Origin of the sequence: Streptomyces sp. NPDC056479 (genome assembly GCF_042795335.1) — a bacterium.
In the GTDB taxonomy this organism is placed as follows: Bacteria; Actinomycetota; Actinomycetes; order Streptomycetales; family Streptomycetaceae; genus Streptomyces.
This window is the reverse complement of the sequence record NZ_JBHTRZ010000003.1, coordinates 393,916-407,754: the sequence shown is the minus strand read 5'-3', so window position 1 is coordinate 407,754 and position 13,839 is coordinate 393,916. Positions and strand designations below refer to the sequence as shown.

12 protein-coding genes and 1 riboswitch are annotated in these 13,839 nt (G+C 72.4%); of the genes, 10 read left to right on the top strand and 2 right to left on the bottom strand.

Translation table 11 applies throughout. From position 1 onward, the window contains the following. Window positions 1-7 precede the first annotated feature (7 nt). On the bottom strand, window positions 8-1,291 hold the full coding sequence (gene aceA / locus ACFQ6S_RS13375; RefSeq protein WP_383407492.1) for an isocitrate lyase: 1,284 nt from the start codon (window positions 1,289-1,291) through the stop codon (window positions 8-10). Window positions 1,292-1,668: 377 nt separating this feature from the next. On the opposite strand from aceA, the gene ACFQ6S_RS13370 reads away from it, so the two are divergent. The 7 genes from ACFQ6S_RS13370 to ACFQ6S_RS13340 all read left to right on the top strand — a co-directional run bounded on the left by ACFQ6S_RS13370 (window position 1,669) and on the right by ACFQ6S_RS13340 (window position 9,656). Next, window positions 1,669-3,072, top strand: coding sequence for a short-chain fatty acyl-CoA regulator family protein (locus ACFQ6S_RS13370; RefSeq protein ID WP_383407489.1), 1,404 nt, complete (start codon window positions 1,669-1,671; stop codon window positions 3,070-3,072). A gap of 214 nt (window positions 3,073-3,286) precedes the next feature. Further along, window positions 3,287-3,465: riboswitch (cobalamin riboswitch) on the top strand. Between the two features lie 54 nt (window positions 3,466-3,519). After that, window positions 3,520-4,569, top strand: coding sequence for an ABC transporter substrate-binding protein (locus ACFQ6S_RS13365; RefSeq protein ID WP_383407486.1), 1,050 nt, complete (start codon window positions 3,520-3,522; stop codon window positions 4,567-4,569). Next, window positions 4,566-5,579 carry a FecCD family ABC transporter permease gene (locus ACFQ6S_RS13360; RefSeq protein WP_383407483.1) on the top strand — a complete coding sequence of 338 codons (1,014 nt, stop codon included), beginning with the start codon at window positions 4,566-4,568 and terminating at the stop codon, window positions 5,577-5,579. Before ACFQ6S_RS13365 ends, ACFQ6S_RS13360 begins: the two co-directional genes overlap by 4 nt. Further along, entirely contained in the window at window positions 5,576-6,358 is a 783-nt protein-coding gene (locus ACFQ6S_RS13355; RefSeq protein WP_383407480.1) for an ABC transporter ATP-binding protein, read from the top strand. Before ACFQ6S_RS13360 ends, ACFQ6S_RS13355 begins: the two co-directional genes overlap by 4 nt. A 1-nt stretch (window position 6,359) precedes the next feature. After that, complete coding sequence (locus ACFQ6S_RS13350; protein ID WP_383407477.1) at window positions 6,360-6,758, top strand: (2Fe-2S) ferredoxin domain-containing protein; 399 nt, start codon at window positions 6,360-6,362, stop codon at window positions 6,756-6,758. A 67-nt stretch (window positions 6,759-6,825) separates the two neighbouring features. Beyond that, window positions 6,826-8,652 (top strand): gamma-glutamyltransferase family protein, encoded by a 1,827-nt coding sequence (locus ACFQ6S_RS13345; RefSeq protein WP_383407474.1) that lies wholly within the window; start codon window positions 6,826-6,828, stop codon window positions 8,650-8,652. Window positions 8,653-8,810: 158 nt separating this feature from the next. Continuing rightward, window positions 8,811-9,656, top strand: a complete 846-nt coding sequence (locus ACFQ6S_RS13340) for an inositol monophosphatase family protein (RefSeq protein WP_383407471.1) — start codon at window positions 8,811-8,813, stop codon at window positions 9,654-9,656. Here the strand turns inward: ACFQ6S_RS13340 and ACFQ6S_RS13335 are convergent. Beyond that, window positions 9,592-10,194, bottom strand: coding sequence for a hypothetical protein (locus ACFQ6S_RS13335; RefSeq protein WP_383407468.1), 603 nt, complete (start codon window positions 10,192-10,194; stop codon window positions 9,592-9,594). The two genes, ACFQ6S_RS13340 and ACFQ6S_RS13335, sit on opposite strands and share 65 nt — an antisense overlap. Window positions 10,195-10,291: 97 nt before the next feature. On the opposite strand from ACFQ6S_RS13335, the gene ACFQ6S_RS13330 reads away from it, so the two are divergent. From ACFQ6S_RS13330 to ACFQ6S_RS13320, 3 genes are all read left to right on the top strand, one after another. Further along, on the top strand, window positions 10,292-11,704 hold the full coding sequence (locus ACFQ6S_RS13330) for a phytoene desaturase family protein (RefSeq protein WP_383407465.1): 1,413 nt from the start codon (window positions 10,292-10,294) through the stop codon (window positions 11,702-11,704). Window positions 11,705-11,880: 176 nt separating this feature from the next. After that, entirely contained in the window at window positions 11,881-12,909 is a 1,029-nt protein-coding gene (locus ACFQ6S_RS13325; RefSeq protein ID WP_383407462.1) for an SCO3242 family prenyltransferase, read from the top strand. A 32-nt stretch (window positions 12,910-12,941) separates the two neighbouring features. Further along, window positions 12,942-13,802, top strand: coding sequence for a sugar phosphate isomerase/epimerase family protein (locus tag ACFQ6S_RS13320; RefSeq protein WP_383407459.1), 861 nt, complete (start codon window positions 12,942-12,944; stop codon window positions 13,800-13,802). The last annotated feature ends 37 nt before the right edge of the window (window positions 13,803-13,839 follow it).

Below are 13,839 nucleotides of genomic sequence, written 5' to 3'. Positions count from 1 at the left end.
ACCGGACCTAGTGGAACTGCTCTTCCTCCGTGGAACCGGCCAGCGCAGTCGTGGAGGACGCAGGATTCACCGCCGTGGACACCAGGTCGAAGTACCCCGTACCGACCTCCCGTTGATGCCTGACCGCAGTGAACCCCTGCGCCAGCGCAGCGAACTCCCGCTCCTGAAGGTCCACATACGCCGTCATCCCGTGCTCGGCATAACCCCGCGCAAGATCGAACATCCCGTGGTTCAGCGAGTGGAACCCGGCCAGCGTGATGAACTGGAACCGATACCCCATTGCCCCCAACTCCCGCTGGAACTTGGCGATCTGGTCGTCGTCCAGCGCCGCCTTCCAGTTGAAGGACGGCGAGCAGTTGTACGCCAGCATCTGATCCGGGTACCGGGCGTGGATCGCCTCGGCGAACTCCCGGGCCTGCGCGAGATCCGGCGTACCGGTCTCCACCCAGATCAGATCGGCGTACGGCGCGTACGCCAGCCCGCGTGCGATCACCGGCGCCATGCCGCCCCGCACCCGGTAGAAGCCCTCCGCCGTGCGCTCCCCGGTCACGAACTCGGCGTCACGCTCATCGACATCGCTGGTCAGCAGGTTGGCGGCCAGCGCATCCGTGCGGGCGACGATCAGCGTCGGCACATCGGCGATATCGGCCGCGAGCCGTGCCGCGTTGAGGGTGCGGATGTGCTGCGCGGTCGGCACCAGCACCTTGCCGCCGAGGTGGCCGCACTTCTTCTCGGAGGCCAGCTGGTCCTCGTAGTGGATGCCGGCGGCCCCCGCCGCGATCATCGCCTTGGTCAGTTCGAAGGCGTTCAACGGGCCGCCGAAGCCGGCTTCCGCGTCGGCGACGATCGGTGCGAGCCAGTCCGTGGTGTCGCCCGCGTCCTCGGCGGTGGCGATCTGGTCTGCGCGCAGCAGGGCGTTGTTGATCCGACGGACCACCTGGGGCACGGAGTTGGCCGGGTACAGGCTCTGGTCCGGGTAGGTGTGCCCGGCCTGGTTGGCGTCGGCGGCGACCTGCCAGCCGGACAGGTAGATCGCCTGGAGGCCCGCCTTGACCTGCTGCACGGCCTGGCCGCCGGTGAGCGCGCCCAGCGCGTGGACGTAGTCCCGCTCGTGCAGTTGGCGCCACAGCCGCTCGGCGCCGCGCCGGGCCAGGGTGTGCTCCTCGCGGACGCTGCCGGAGAGCCGTACGACGTCCTCGGCGCCGTAGGTGCGCTCGACGCCCCGCCACCTGGGGTCGTTCGCCCAGCGCCGCGCGAGCTCGTCGGCCGCCTGCGTCCTCGCCTCTGCCATGACTGTCACCGTCTCCTCGGTTGTTGTGTCTGCCAACCCCCCACTGGGAGCGACTGGGTTGGCACTGCGTGTCGTAGGGGTGAAACGCGGCCCGCCGTCGCCAGGGGCGAAGCTGAGCAATGCTGCCGATGCAGGACCTCGCCGATGCCGGGATCTCCGACGTCAGGGCGTGAGTCGCGCCCCGGTTCCGGGCGGTGTCTGCCGGGTCCGGCGGGCCGCACTGGAACTCTGGCACTGGCACTGGGTGCCATCAATGGTGGACGAATGCCAAGTTCTGCGAATCTTCTCGCCGCCGATTGCCAATCTTGCGAAGGGTGCGAGCGGCGCGGGTTCGCATACGCTGACCGGATCCCGTCCCGGATCCGACAGGAGCGCAGGTGAGCAAGACCTACGCGGGCGCGCGGCTGCGGCGGCTGCGCGAGGAGCGCCGGATGAGCCAGGCCGAACTCGCCCGCGTCCTGGCCATCTCGCCGAGCTATCTCAACCAGATGGAGCATGACTCCCGCCCGCTCACCGTGCCCGTTCTGCTCCGGCTCACCGAGACCTTCGGCGTCGACCCGGGCTTCTTCTCCGAGCGCGACACCGCCCGACTGGTGGCCGACCTGCGCGAGGCGCTGACGGGTGAGATCGCCGCCGCCCGGGTCTCCCCGTCCGACCTCGCCGAACTCGCCGCACGGATGCCCGCGGTCGCCCGGGTCCTGCTCGACCTGGGCCGCCGCAACCAGCAGCTGTCCGAGCGGCTCGCGGGGGCCGACGGCCGCGACAGCGCCGACGCCGGGCCGCGCTCACCGCACGAGGAGATCCGCGACTTCTTCTACCGCCGCCAGAACTACCTCCACGACACCGACGTCGCCGCCGAGCAACTGGCCGAGGAGATCGGCATCCGGCCCGGTGAGATCCTCCGGGCCCTGACCGCACGCCTCACCGACGCCCACGGAATCCGCCTGTCCACCGGCTCCGGCGACCATCTGCACCACTACGACGAACCGACCCGCACCCTCCACCTCTCGACCCGGCTGCGCCCCGGCCAGCGCGCGTTCCGTATGGCGACGCAGCTCGCCCTGCTGGAACACGGCAGCGAACTGGACCGGCAGGCCGCCGAGGACTTCCCGGCCGACTCGCCCGCCCGCACCCTGGCCCGCATCGGCGTCGCCAACTACTTCGCCGCCGCGCTGGTGTTGCCGTACACCGCCTTCCACACGGCGGCCGAGGAGGTCCGCTACGACATCGAGCGCCTCACCGACCGCTACGGCCTCGGCTACGAGACCGTCAGCCACCGGCTGAGCACCCTCCAGCGCCCCCGGCTGCGCGGCGTGCCCTTCTCCTTCGTCCGGGTCGACCGCGCCGGCAACATGTCCAAGCGGCAGTCCGCGACCGGGTTCCACTTCTCCCGGGCCGGCGGCACCTGTCCGCTGTGGAACGTCTACGAGGCCTTCGCCGCGCCCGGCCGGATCCTTGTGCAGATCGCCGAAATGCCGGACGGGCAGCGGTACTTGTGGACCGCCCGCGCGGTCACCCGGCACCGTGGCGGCTGGGGCGAGCCCGGCAAGACGTTCGCCATCGGGCTGGGCTGCGAGATCCGCCACGCGCACCGTCTCGTCTACTCCGACGGCCTCGACCTCACCAGCCCCTTCGCCGCCACCCCGATCGGCATGGGCTGCCGCGTCTGCGAACGCCTCGACTGCCCCCAGCGGGCCGCGCCGCCCCTCGGACAGACCCTGCGGATCGATCAGAACACCAGCACGTTCGTGCCGTACCCCGTGACCGATCGCACGAGCTGACCGGCCTAGGCCGTGTCCGCAGAGTCCCGTCGTCCGCCCGGAGGGCGGGCCCCGCGGCGGCGATGGGGGAGCGTGCTCTCGGCGTGCCGGGCGGGAGCCCTCGTGCTGGACGTACTTGGGCGTCGTCCGGTGCGGCGGGTGGGGGTCCCCTCTCTGGGGGAGCGTGTCAGGCGTCGCGGGGCAGGCGGGACTCTGCGGACGCGGCCTACGGACTTGATAGCCTCGTCGGGCCAGTCGAGCCACATCCGAGGCCAGGGAATCCGGTGCGAATCCGGAACTGACGCGCAGCGGTGAGGGGGACGGGCGGGGCACAGCACGCCACTGGGAGACCGGGAAGGCGCCCCGTCCGGACGAACCCGAGTCCGAAGACCTGCTGGCACTCCACGCCGCCCGGCGGGGAGGACGTCCGTAGGCCAGGCTCCGCGTACGAGCCCCGACACCCGAGGCATGCCCGTGCTCCGCTCAGCCCTCCGTCCAGCCGCCCTGCTGCTGGCTCCCGTCCTCCTGCTCACCGCCTGCGGCGGCGGTTCCGGCGCGGACACCGCGAAGCCCGCCGGCGCGGGATACCCCCGCACCATCGACAACTGCGGGCACGAGGTCACCCTGAAGGCGGCCCCGCAGCGCGTCGTCTCCCTCAACCAGGGCACCACGGAGATCCTGCTCTCCCTCGGCCTCGCCGACCGTGTCGCGGGTACGGCGACCTGGACGGACCCGGTGATGAAGGGCCTGGAGAAGGCCAACGCGTCCGTGCCGCGCCTGGCCGACGACAACCCCTCCTTCGAGAAAGTCCTCGACGCCGAACCCGACTTCGTCACCGCCTCGTTCGTCTCCACCCTCGGCAAGGGCGGCGTCGCCACCCGCGAGCGGTTCGAGAAGCTCGGAGTGCCGACGTATGTCTCGCCCTCCGACTGCGCGGCGGGCAAGGACAACGACAGCGGGGGCGACGGATCGCGCAGCGAGCCGCTCACCCTCGATGCCGTGTACGGCGAGATCCGCGACCTGGCCCGCGCGTTCGGCGTCGACGCGCGCGGCGAGAAGCTCGTCGCCGGGCTGAAGGAGCGGGTGCGCAAGGCCACCGACGGGCTGGACGCCTCCGGCGTCTCCCTCATGTACTGGTTCGCCAACTCCCAGTCGCCCTATCTCGCCGGCTGCTGCGGCGCGCCCGGTGCCATCACCCGGGCCGTCGGTGCGCAGAACTCCTTCTCCGACACCCACGACGAGTGGCCCCAGATCAACTGGGAGACCGTCGCCGACCGTGACCCCGACGTCATCGTGATCGGCGACCTCACGCGCAAGCAGCAGACCGCGGAGACCGCCGCTGCCAAGATCCGTTTCCTGGAGACCAACCCCGCCACCCGCAGTCTGACCGCGGTGAAGAAGAGGCGGTACGTCCTGCTGAGCGGGCAGGCGATGAACCCGTCCATCCGCACGGTCGAAGGGATCGAGCAGGTCGCCGCGGGACTGCGCGACTTCGCGCTCGACGGACGCGCCAAGTGAGCGTCCGTACGCTGCTGTTGACCGGCGGCGGGCTGGCCGCGCTGCTCGCGTCGGTCGCCGTCGCGGTGACGATCGGGCCCGCCGACATCTCCACGGGGGACGTGTGGGCCGCCGTCGCCGCCCATCTCGGCCTCGGCGAGAGCGCGTTGGCGCCGCTGCGGGACGGCATCGTGTGGAACCTGCGGATGCCGCGCACCCTGCTCGCCGCCGTGTGCGGCGCCGGGCTCGCGGTGTGCGGGGCGGTGATGCAGTGGCTGCTGCGCAATCCGCTGGCCGATCCGTTCGTGCTCGGGGTGTCCTCCGGCGCGTCCACGGGAGCCGTCGCCGTCGTCGTGCTGGGCGTCGGCGGAGGAGTGGTGTCGCTGTCGGCGGGCGCCTTCCTCGGCGCCCTGCTCTCCTTCGCGATGGTGCTGCTGCTCAGCCACGTCCTCGGCGGCAGCACGGACCGGGTCGTGCTGTCCGGGGTGGCGGCCATGCAGCTGTTCTCCGCACTGACCTCGTTCATCGTGCTGACCTCGGCCGACGCCGAGACCACCCGGGGCGTGCTGTTCTGGCTGCTGGGCTCGCTCTCCGGCGCCGACTGGGGGCAGGTGCTGCTCTGCACCGCCGTACTGGCCGTCGTCCTCGCCGTCTGCCTCGGTCACGCCCGCACCCTGGACGCCTTCGCCTTCGGTGACGACGCCGCCGCCGGACTCGGCGTCCGGGTCGCCCGCACCCGCCTGGTCCTGCTCTGCGCGACCGCGCTGCTCACGGCCGCCCTGGTCAGCTGTGCCGGCGCGATCGGCTTCGTCGGTCTGGTCCTGCCACATGTCACCCGCGCCCTCACCGGCGCCGGCCACGCCCGCCTGCTGCCGGTCACGGCGCTGACCGGAGCCGTCTTCCTGGTGTGGGTGGACACCGCCGCCCGCACCGTCCTCGACCCCCAGGAGGTCCCGGTGGGCGTGGTCACGTCCCTCATCGGCGTGCCGGCGTTCGTGGCGGTGCTCTACCGGGGACGGAGGAAGGCGTGACCAGCCTGCACGCCCAGGGTGTCGTACGCCGCATCGCCGGCCAGGTCATCGTCGACGGTGTCACCCTCACCCTGCGCCCCGGCGAGACCGTCGGCCTGCTCGGCCCCAACGGGTCCGGAAAGTCGACGCTGTTGAGGCTCCTCGCCGGAGTCCTCGCGCCCACCGCCGGAGTCGTCACCCTGGACGGACGCCCGCTCACCGAGGTCGGCCGCCGTGCCACCGCCCGGCGCGTCGCCACCGTCGAACAGCACGCCGACACCCAGACCGAACTGACCGTCCGGGACGTCGTGGCCCTCGGCCGCATCCCGCACCGCCGCGCCTGGACCCCGGCCACGGCGGACGACGCCGAGACGGTGGCCGCGGCACTGGAACGCACCGGACTGACCGCCCGGGCCGGCCAGTCCTGGCACACCCTCTCCGGAGGAGAACGCCAGCGCACCCAGATCGCCCGTGCGCTCGCCCAGGAACCCCGCGAACTCCTCCTCGACGAACCGACCAACCACCTCGACATCCAGCACCAACTCGACCTGCTGGACCTCGTCGCGGACCTCCCGGTCACCACCGTGATCGCCCTGCACGACCTCAACCTCGCCGCGATGTACTGCGACCGCCTGCTCGTGCTGCGCGAGGGCCGCGCGGTCACCGAGGGCACCCCGGCCGAGGTCCTCACCCCCGCCCTCATCGAGCAGGTCTACGGCGTCCGCGCCGAGGTCACCGACGACCCCGGCCACCCGGTGATCCGTTTCCTGCGGCCGACCGCTCCCGTGGAGAGGCACTGACGTGCAGACACCCCCGAAACAGCCGGTGCCCAGCCGGGTCGTCGTGTGCCGGGACTGCTGCTGCGGGACGCCGAAGGTGCCCGGAGTCGATCACGCCCAGCAGTCCGCGCGGCTCGCCGAGAACGTGCCCGTGCGCATCTCCGACTGCCTCGACGTGTGCGAACACGCCAACGTCATCGTCGTCCAGCCCTCCGCCGCAGGCCGCGCCGCGGGCGCCCGTCCCGTCTGGCTCGGCCTCGTCAACGACCCCGACGCGACCGAGGACATCGTCGACTGGGTCCGGGCAGGCGGGCCCGGCGTCGCACCCTGCCCCGACGTGCTCGACCTCTACACCTTCACCCCGCCCCGGCGGAGCACGGCGAAGCCGGACCCCACGGCCGTGTCCCAGCCGGAAGGTTGAAGCCCGAACAGGTGGGACAGGAAGATCGGATGGACCGATCCGCGCCGACAGCGAGGTGACCGACCCGATGTTCACCACCCGTCCCACCCTCCAGGGCACCTTCGGCATGGTGTCCTCCACCCACTGGCTCGCCTCGCAGTCCGCGATGGCGGTGCTGGAGCGCGGCGGCAATGCCTACGACGCCGCCGTGGCGGGCGCGTTCGTGCTGCATGTGGTCGAGCCGCACCTCAACGGTCCGGCCGGTGAGGTGCCGATCCTCATCGCCCCGGCGGGCGGCGAGGTGCGGGTCGTGTGCGGGCAGGGGGTCGCGCCGCGCGGGGCGACCGTCGCTCACTACCGGGAGCTCGGACTGGAGCTGGTGCCGGGGACGGGGCCGCTGGCCGCCGCCGTGCCCGGTGCCTTCGACGCCTGGATGCTTCTGCTGCGGGACCACGGGACCAGGACGCTCGCCGAGGTGCTGGAGTACGCCATCGGGTACGCCGAGCACGGACACGCGCCCGTGGAGCGGGTCGGCGAGACCGTCGAGACCGTGCGGGAGCTGTTCGAGACGGAGTGGACCTCGTCGGCCGAGGTGTATCTGCCGGACGGGGAGCCGCCCCGGCCCGGCGAACTGCTGCGCAACCCCGCCCTCGCCGCCACCTGGAAGCGACTGCTCGCCGAGGTCTCGGGGGCCGGGGACCGGGTCGCGCAGATCGAGGCGGCGCGGGAGGTGTGGCGGTCCGGCTTCATCGCCGAGGCCCTCGTACGGCAGGCCGGGCGCCCGACGACGGACACCAGCGGCCGGCGGCACTCCGGCACGCTCACGGCCGCCGACCTCGCCGACTGGTCCGCGAGCTACGAGGCGCCGGCGACGTACGACTGGAACGGCTGGACCGTGTGCAAGGCCGGCCCCTGGAGCCAGGGCCCGGTCCTCCTCCAGCAGCTCGCGCTGCTCCCGCACGAGCTGCCGCGGTACGGGTCCGCCGAGTACGTCCATCTGCTGGTCGAGGGCTGCAAGCTGGCCATGGCCGACCGGGAGGCCTGGTACGGCGACGCGGCCGAGGTACCGCTGGCCGACCTGCTGTCGGACGGGTACAACGCGGCCCGGCGGGAGCTGGTCGGCGACAAGGCGTCCCACGATCTGCGGCCCGGCAGTCCGGGCGGGCGCACCCCGCGGCTGAGCGCGCACGCGCGCGGGGCGGCCACCGAGGAGCCGGGCTTCGACGCGCTGGGCGCGGGGGAGCCCACGGTCGCCAGGCCGCCGACGTCCCCGGTGCCGGGGGAGCCCGAGGTCTCCGCCGACGGCGGCACCCGGGGCGACACCTGCCATCTCGACATCGTCGACCGCTGGGGCAACATGATCGCGGCCACCCCCAGCGGCGGCTGGCTGCAGTCCAACCCCGTCGTGCCCGAGCTGGGCTTCCCGCTCGGCACCCGGCTCCAGATGACCTGGCTGGAAGCGGGCCTGCCGAACTCCCTGACACCGGGACGGCGCCCGCGGACGACGCTCACCCCCTCGATCGCGCTGCGCGACGGAGTGCCCGTCATGGCCTTCGGCACGCCCGGCGGGGACCAGCAGGACCAGTGGCAGCTGCACTTCCTCCTCGCGGTCGCCCTGCGCGAGCGGGTCCGCGGCGGCCTCGACCTCCAGGGCGCGATCGACGCCCCGAACTGGCACAACGACAGCTTCCCCGGTTCCTTCCATCCGCGCGGGATGCGACCGGGGAGCGTGACCGTGGAGTCCCGGACGCACGCCGCGGTGGTGGACGAGCTGAGGCGGCGTGGTCATGAGGTGACCGTCGGTGACGCGTGGTCGGAGGGCAGGCTGTGCGCGGTGGCGAGGGACCCGGACACCGGGGTCCTCTCGGCGGCGGCGAATCCGCGGGGGATGCAGGGGTACGCGGTGGGGCGCTGAGGACCGGCACTGAGCACCGCCCCTGAGCACCGCCCCTGAGTACGGCGCTGAGAACATGCCTCTGACCTGCCGATTCGCACCCCTGGAGTTCACGCCGATGCCATCCGGCAGCCACCTGGCGGGCGGGGATTGTCAGTGGGGCATGTTCTTATTGACACGTGATCCGAACCAACGAAACCATCGAAGAGTTTCTCGCACAGCACTCCGCCGACGTGGCGGAAGCGGTCCGCAGGGCGGCAGCGGCCGAGGTCATGCCTCGTTTCCGGCAGCTCGCCGAGCACGAGGTCGACCAGAAGAGCGGACCGCACGACCTGGTGACCGACGCCGACCGGCTCGCCGAGAAGTACCTCACCGAGGCACTCGGCGCGCTCCTGCCCGGCTCGGTCGTGGTCGGCGAGGAAGCGGTGCACGCCGACCCGGCGACCTACGAGGCGGTGTGCGGCGACGCCCCGGTCTGGATCGTCGACCCCGTCGACGGCACCCGGCAGTTCGTCAACGGGGACGACGGCTTCTGCACGCTGGTCGCGCTCGCTCAGCGCGGCGTGCTCCTCGCCTCCTGGACCTACGCCCCCGCCCGCGACCAACTGGCCACGGCGATACGGGGCCAGGGCGCCTTCCTCGACGGCGAGCGGCTGATCTCCGGTGCGCCGGAGCCCGGTCGCGACCTCGAAATCGCCACCTCCCACCCGGACTACACCACCGACGAGCAGAAGCGCGCGCTCCTCGGCCTGTGGACCGACGGTGTCGCCCCGCGCCCCTGCGGCTCGGCCGGCCTGGAGTATCTCGCCGTCGCCCGCGGCGAGTTGGACGCGATCGCGTTCAGCTGGGAGGCCGCATGGGACCACGCGGCGGGCATCCTCCTGGTCGAGGAGGCCGGCGGCACGCACCTGACCCTCACGGGCGAGCCCTTCCGCGTCACCGGTGACAATGCCCTGCCGTTCACCGCGGCCCGGGACGAGGCCACGGCTCGGCGGGTGGCGGGACTGCTGTCGGGCGGAGTCTGATCTGCGGGTGGGAGCGGCCGACACGCAGGTCGACCACCTCGAACTCGGCCGGTGTGCCCTCCGCGGGCCACTGGCACCCGGCTTGGAGAAGGATCAGGGCGTCCACGAAGCCCGGGGCGGGCAGGCCGACGTCGACGAACACGCCGGTCATGCCGGGTCCCCAGGGTGAGACGGTGAAAGTGCCGGTCAGGCGGGTGCCGACGGGCAGGGGACCGCTGTCGTGCCGCACCTCGCACTGGCGGTACGCACGGGCACGGCCCCACGCGACGTCGAATGCGCGCCGGTCCACCGTCCGCGCGTCCGCCGGCTCCACGACCGGCTCTCGCGCCGGCACCCCGTACACCACCTCGTACAGCTGAACGCCCCAGTCCCCGCACGCCTGCCGGGTCAGCGCGAGTTCCTCCGCCTCCGCGGCGACCACCGGCACACCGGCGGGTCCCCGGAAGGAGATCTGCCGTACCACCCGGCCCGTGTCCGTCAGCTCGAACCAGTGCCAGGTGTCTTCCTCGGGCACATGGAAGCGGAAGCGGTGCGTCACCCGGCGGACCTTACCCGCGCCCCGGTGTTGTCGGTGCCCAGGCATATCCTGACCTTCAATGGCCATCGGCTGACGAAGGGGTCCGAAGGTGCCGTCGATGCTCGATGCGGTCGTGGTGGGTGCGGGACCGAACGGACTGACCGCTGCCGTGGAGCTGGCCCGCCGCGGCTTCTCCGTGGCAGTGTTCGAGGCGCGTGACACCGTCGGCGGGGGAGCCCGCACGGAGGAGCTGACCCTGCCCGGCTTCCGGCACGACCCGTGCTCCGCCGCGCACCCTCTCGGCATCAACTCACCCGCGTTCCGCGCGATGCCGCTCGAACGCTACGGCCTGGAGTGGCTGCACGCCGACCTGCCGATGGCGCACCCGTTCACCGACGGCACCGCCGCCGTGCTGGCCCGGTCCGTGGCCGAGACGGCCGCCTCCTTCGGACCGCGCGACGCGGGGCCGTACCGCAGGCTGGTCGCGCCGTTCCTGGCGAAGTGGGACACCCTCGCCCGCGACTTCATGTCCCTGCCACTGACGGCGCTGCCCCGCGACCCGGTCACCCTCGCCCGGTTCGGCCTGGTAGGGCTGCCCCCGTCCACATGGCTGATGCGCCGCTTCAAGGACGAGCGGGCCAGGACCCTGTTCTCCGGCCTCGTCGCGCACGTCATGGCCCCGCTCGGCGGCTTCGCCACCGGCGCCATCGGTCTGGTCTTCGCCCTCGCGGCGCACGCCCGCGGCTGGCCCGTGGCCCGCGGCGGCTCGCAGTCCATCTCCGACGCCCTCACCGCGTATCTGGAGGACCTCGGAGGCGGCGTCCACACCGACTACGAGGTCAAGCGGCTCGACGATCTGCCGCCCGCGCGCGCGTACATCTTCGACACCTCACCGACCGCCCTGGCCCGGATCGCCGGCTTCGGCCGTTACTACGAGGGCTATCGCTACGGCCCCGGCGTCTTCAAGATCGACTACGCGCTGGACGGCCCGGTGCCCTGGACCGCGCCGGACGCCCGGCGGGCCGGCACCGTGCAGATCGGCGGGAACAGCGCGGAGATCGACACCGCGCTGCGCGCCGTGTCCCGGGAGGGCCGGGCGCCCGACAAGCCGTTCATGATCACGGTGCAGCCCGGCGTCGCCGACCCCACCCGGGCCCCCGAGGGCAAGCAGGTCTTCTGGGCGTACGGGCATGTGCCCAACGGCTGGACCGGAGACCTCACGGACGCCATGGAGCGTCAACTGGAGCGGTACGCCCCGGGGTTCCGCGACCGCGTCCTCGCCCGCGCGACGGCCGGCCCCGCCGAACTCGTCGCCCGTAACGCCAACTACGTCGGCGGCGACATCGGCTCCGGCGCGGCCTCCGGGCTCCAACTCCTGCTGCGCCCCAAGCTGTCGCTCTTCCCCTACGCCACCCCGCACCCGGCCGTCTTCATCTGCTCGTCGGCGACCCCGCCCGGACCGGGCGTGCACGGCATGTCGGGACACAACGCGGCCAAGGCGGTATGGCGGCGACTGCGCCAGGAACCGTGAGACGGCTCAAACGACCCACCTTTACCGGTAGTTCGGGCCTCGCGGTAAGAGAAATCTGTGTCTTCTTTGTCACTCCGCTTACCGGGGGGTAGGTAGCTGAAGGCTCAACTGCCGCCGAGTAGGGTGCGGCCATGAAAGATCGGAAAGCGGTTGCCCGCTGTGGATCCCGGTCTGCCGTGCGCCTCGCCGACCTCGCCCTGCTCGTCAGAGCGCCGGCCGCGCTGAGTGTCCCCGGTGACGTGATCGCGGGAGCGGCCGCCGCCGGACGCCCCCTGGGCGCCCGTACCCTCGGAGTGATCGGCTCCTCCGTCTGTCTCTACTGGGCCGGCATGGCCCTCAACGACTACGCCGACGCGGCGGTCGACTCCGTCGAGCGGCCCGAACGTCCGGTGCCGTCGGGGCGTGTTCCGCGGCGTACCGCCCTTGCCGTGGCCGGGGGGCTCACGGCGGCGGGGCTGGGGCTGGCCGCGGTGGCGGGTGGTCGGCGGAGTGTGTTCACCGCGCTGCCTTTGGCAGGGCTGGTCTGGGCGTACGACCTGAAGCTCAAGTCCACGGCGGCGGGGGGCTTCGCCATGGCGGGGGCTCGGGTGCTGGATGTTCTGGCGGGGGCGGTGGTGCCTGGGCCGGGTGCGGAATCGGTCGGCGTTGCCCTTCGTCGTGCCGTTGTGCCTGCTGGACTGGTCGGTGTGCATACCGGGACGTTGATGGCTCTCAGCCGGCATGAGGTGGCTGGTGCGCCGGTGCGGGTTCCTGTCGGGACTCTTGCTGTGTCGGCGGCGGTTGCGGTTGCCACGGCGGTTCCGGTGGCCCGGGGCGACGGCGCCGGAAGCGCTGCGAAAGGTTGCTTGCCGGCTTCCGCGCCGTCGTGGCTGGTCGCGCAGTTCCCCGCGCCCCTGAGGGGCGTTGCTGTCGCCGCCCGGTCCAAGAAGGTGCGCACCGCCCTCACCGTCTCCGGAAAGCTCCTGCCCGCCGTCACCGCCGCCGGTGCTCTCGCCTACCTCGGTACCTATGGAACCGCCCAGGTCCGAGCCGTACGGGCGCCCTCGGGCGAGAACGTGCGGCGGGCCGTTGGGGCCGGGATCCTTGGGCTGATGCCCCTTCAGGCGGCGTTGACCGCGCGTGGTGGGGCGCCGGGCGTCGCCGCCGCGCTCGGCGTCGTGCACCCCCTCGCGCGACGGCTGGCCCGGCGCATATCCCCCACCTGAGACCCACCACCTCCGTGTGAGGAACCGGCACCATGAAACCTCCCCCCACCCCACTGAAGTTCGGCTACGGCACCAACGGCTTCACCCATCACCGGCTGAGCGATGTTCTCGTCGTCCTCGCCGACCTGGGCTATGACGGCGTCGCCCTCACGCTCGACCACAATCACCTCGACCCGTACGCCGAGGACCTGCCCCGCCGCGTCGCCGCCGTGGCCCGGCAGTTGGGCCGGCAGGGTCTCGGCATCACGGTCGAGACCGGCGCGCCCTACTTCCTCGACCTCTGGGGCAAGCATCTGCCCACGCTGATGTCGGACGGCTCCGAGCTCAGGGTCGACCTGCTGCGCCGTGCCCTGCGCATCGCCGCCGACCTCGGCTCGCCCACCGTGCATCTGTGCAGCGGCCCGGCGCCGGACGGGCTGCCGGAGCAGGACGCGTGGAAGCGGCTCGCGGAGGGCGTGGAGACGGTGCTGGAGACGGCGGAGAAGTACGGGGTGGCGTTGGCCTTCGAGCCGGAACCGTACATGTTCGTCGACACCGTGGAGCGCTGTCTGCGGCTCGCCCAACTGGTCGACGGGCATGAGCTGTTCGGGGTCACCTTCGATGTCGGCCACGCCCACTGCGTGGAGGAACGGCCGCTGCTGGACTGTCTGCGCCGGGCGGCGCCGATCCTGCGCAACACGCAGATCGAGGACATGCGGCGCGGCGTCCACCGGCATCTCGAATTCGGCGCCGGCGAGATCGACTTCCCGCCCGTGCTGGCCGTCCTGCGCGAGCTCGGACACCCCGGCCTGGTCTCCGTGGAGATCCAGGGCGGCTCGCTCGACGCGCCCGAAGTCGCCCGCCGTTCGATCGAGTTCCTGCGCGCGGCCGAACGGGCCGCCGCGGCCGAATAGCCGCAACCCACCGTTCAGGGGTTGCCCCCCGGCCCTT

What these genes read in the sequence shown, in the direction of transcription:
- aceA (WP_383407492.1), bottom strand. Translation starts at nt 1,291, where the DNA reads ATGGCAGAGGCGAGGACGCAGGCGGCCGACGAGCTCGCGCGGCGCTGG.
- ACFQ6S_RS13330 (WP_383407465.1), top strand. Translation starts at nt 10,292, where the DNA reads ATGCTCGATGCGGTCGTGGTGGGTGCGGGACCGAACGGACTGACCGCT.
- ACFQ6S_RS13365 (WP_383407486.1), top strand. Translation starts at nt 3,520, where the DNA reads ATGCCCGTGCTCCGCTCAGCCCTCCGTCCAGCCGCCCTGCTGCTGGCT.
- ACFQ6S_RS13320 (WP_383407459.1), top strand. Translation starts at nt 12,942, where the DNA reads ATGAAACCTCCCCCCACCCCACTGAAGTTCGGCTACGGCACCAACGGC.
- ACFQ6S_RS13345 (WP_383407474.1), top strand. Translation starts at nt 6,826, where the DNA reads ATGTTCACCACCCGTCCCACCCTCCAGGGCACCTTCGGCATGGTGTCC.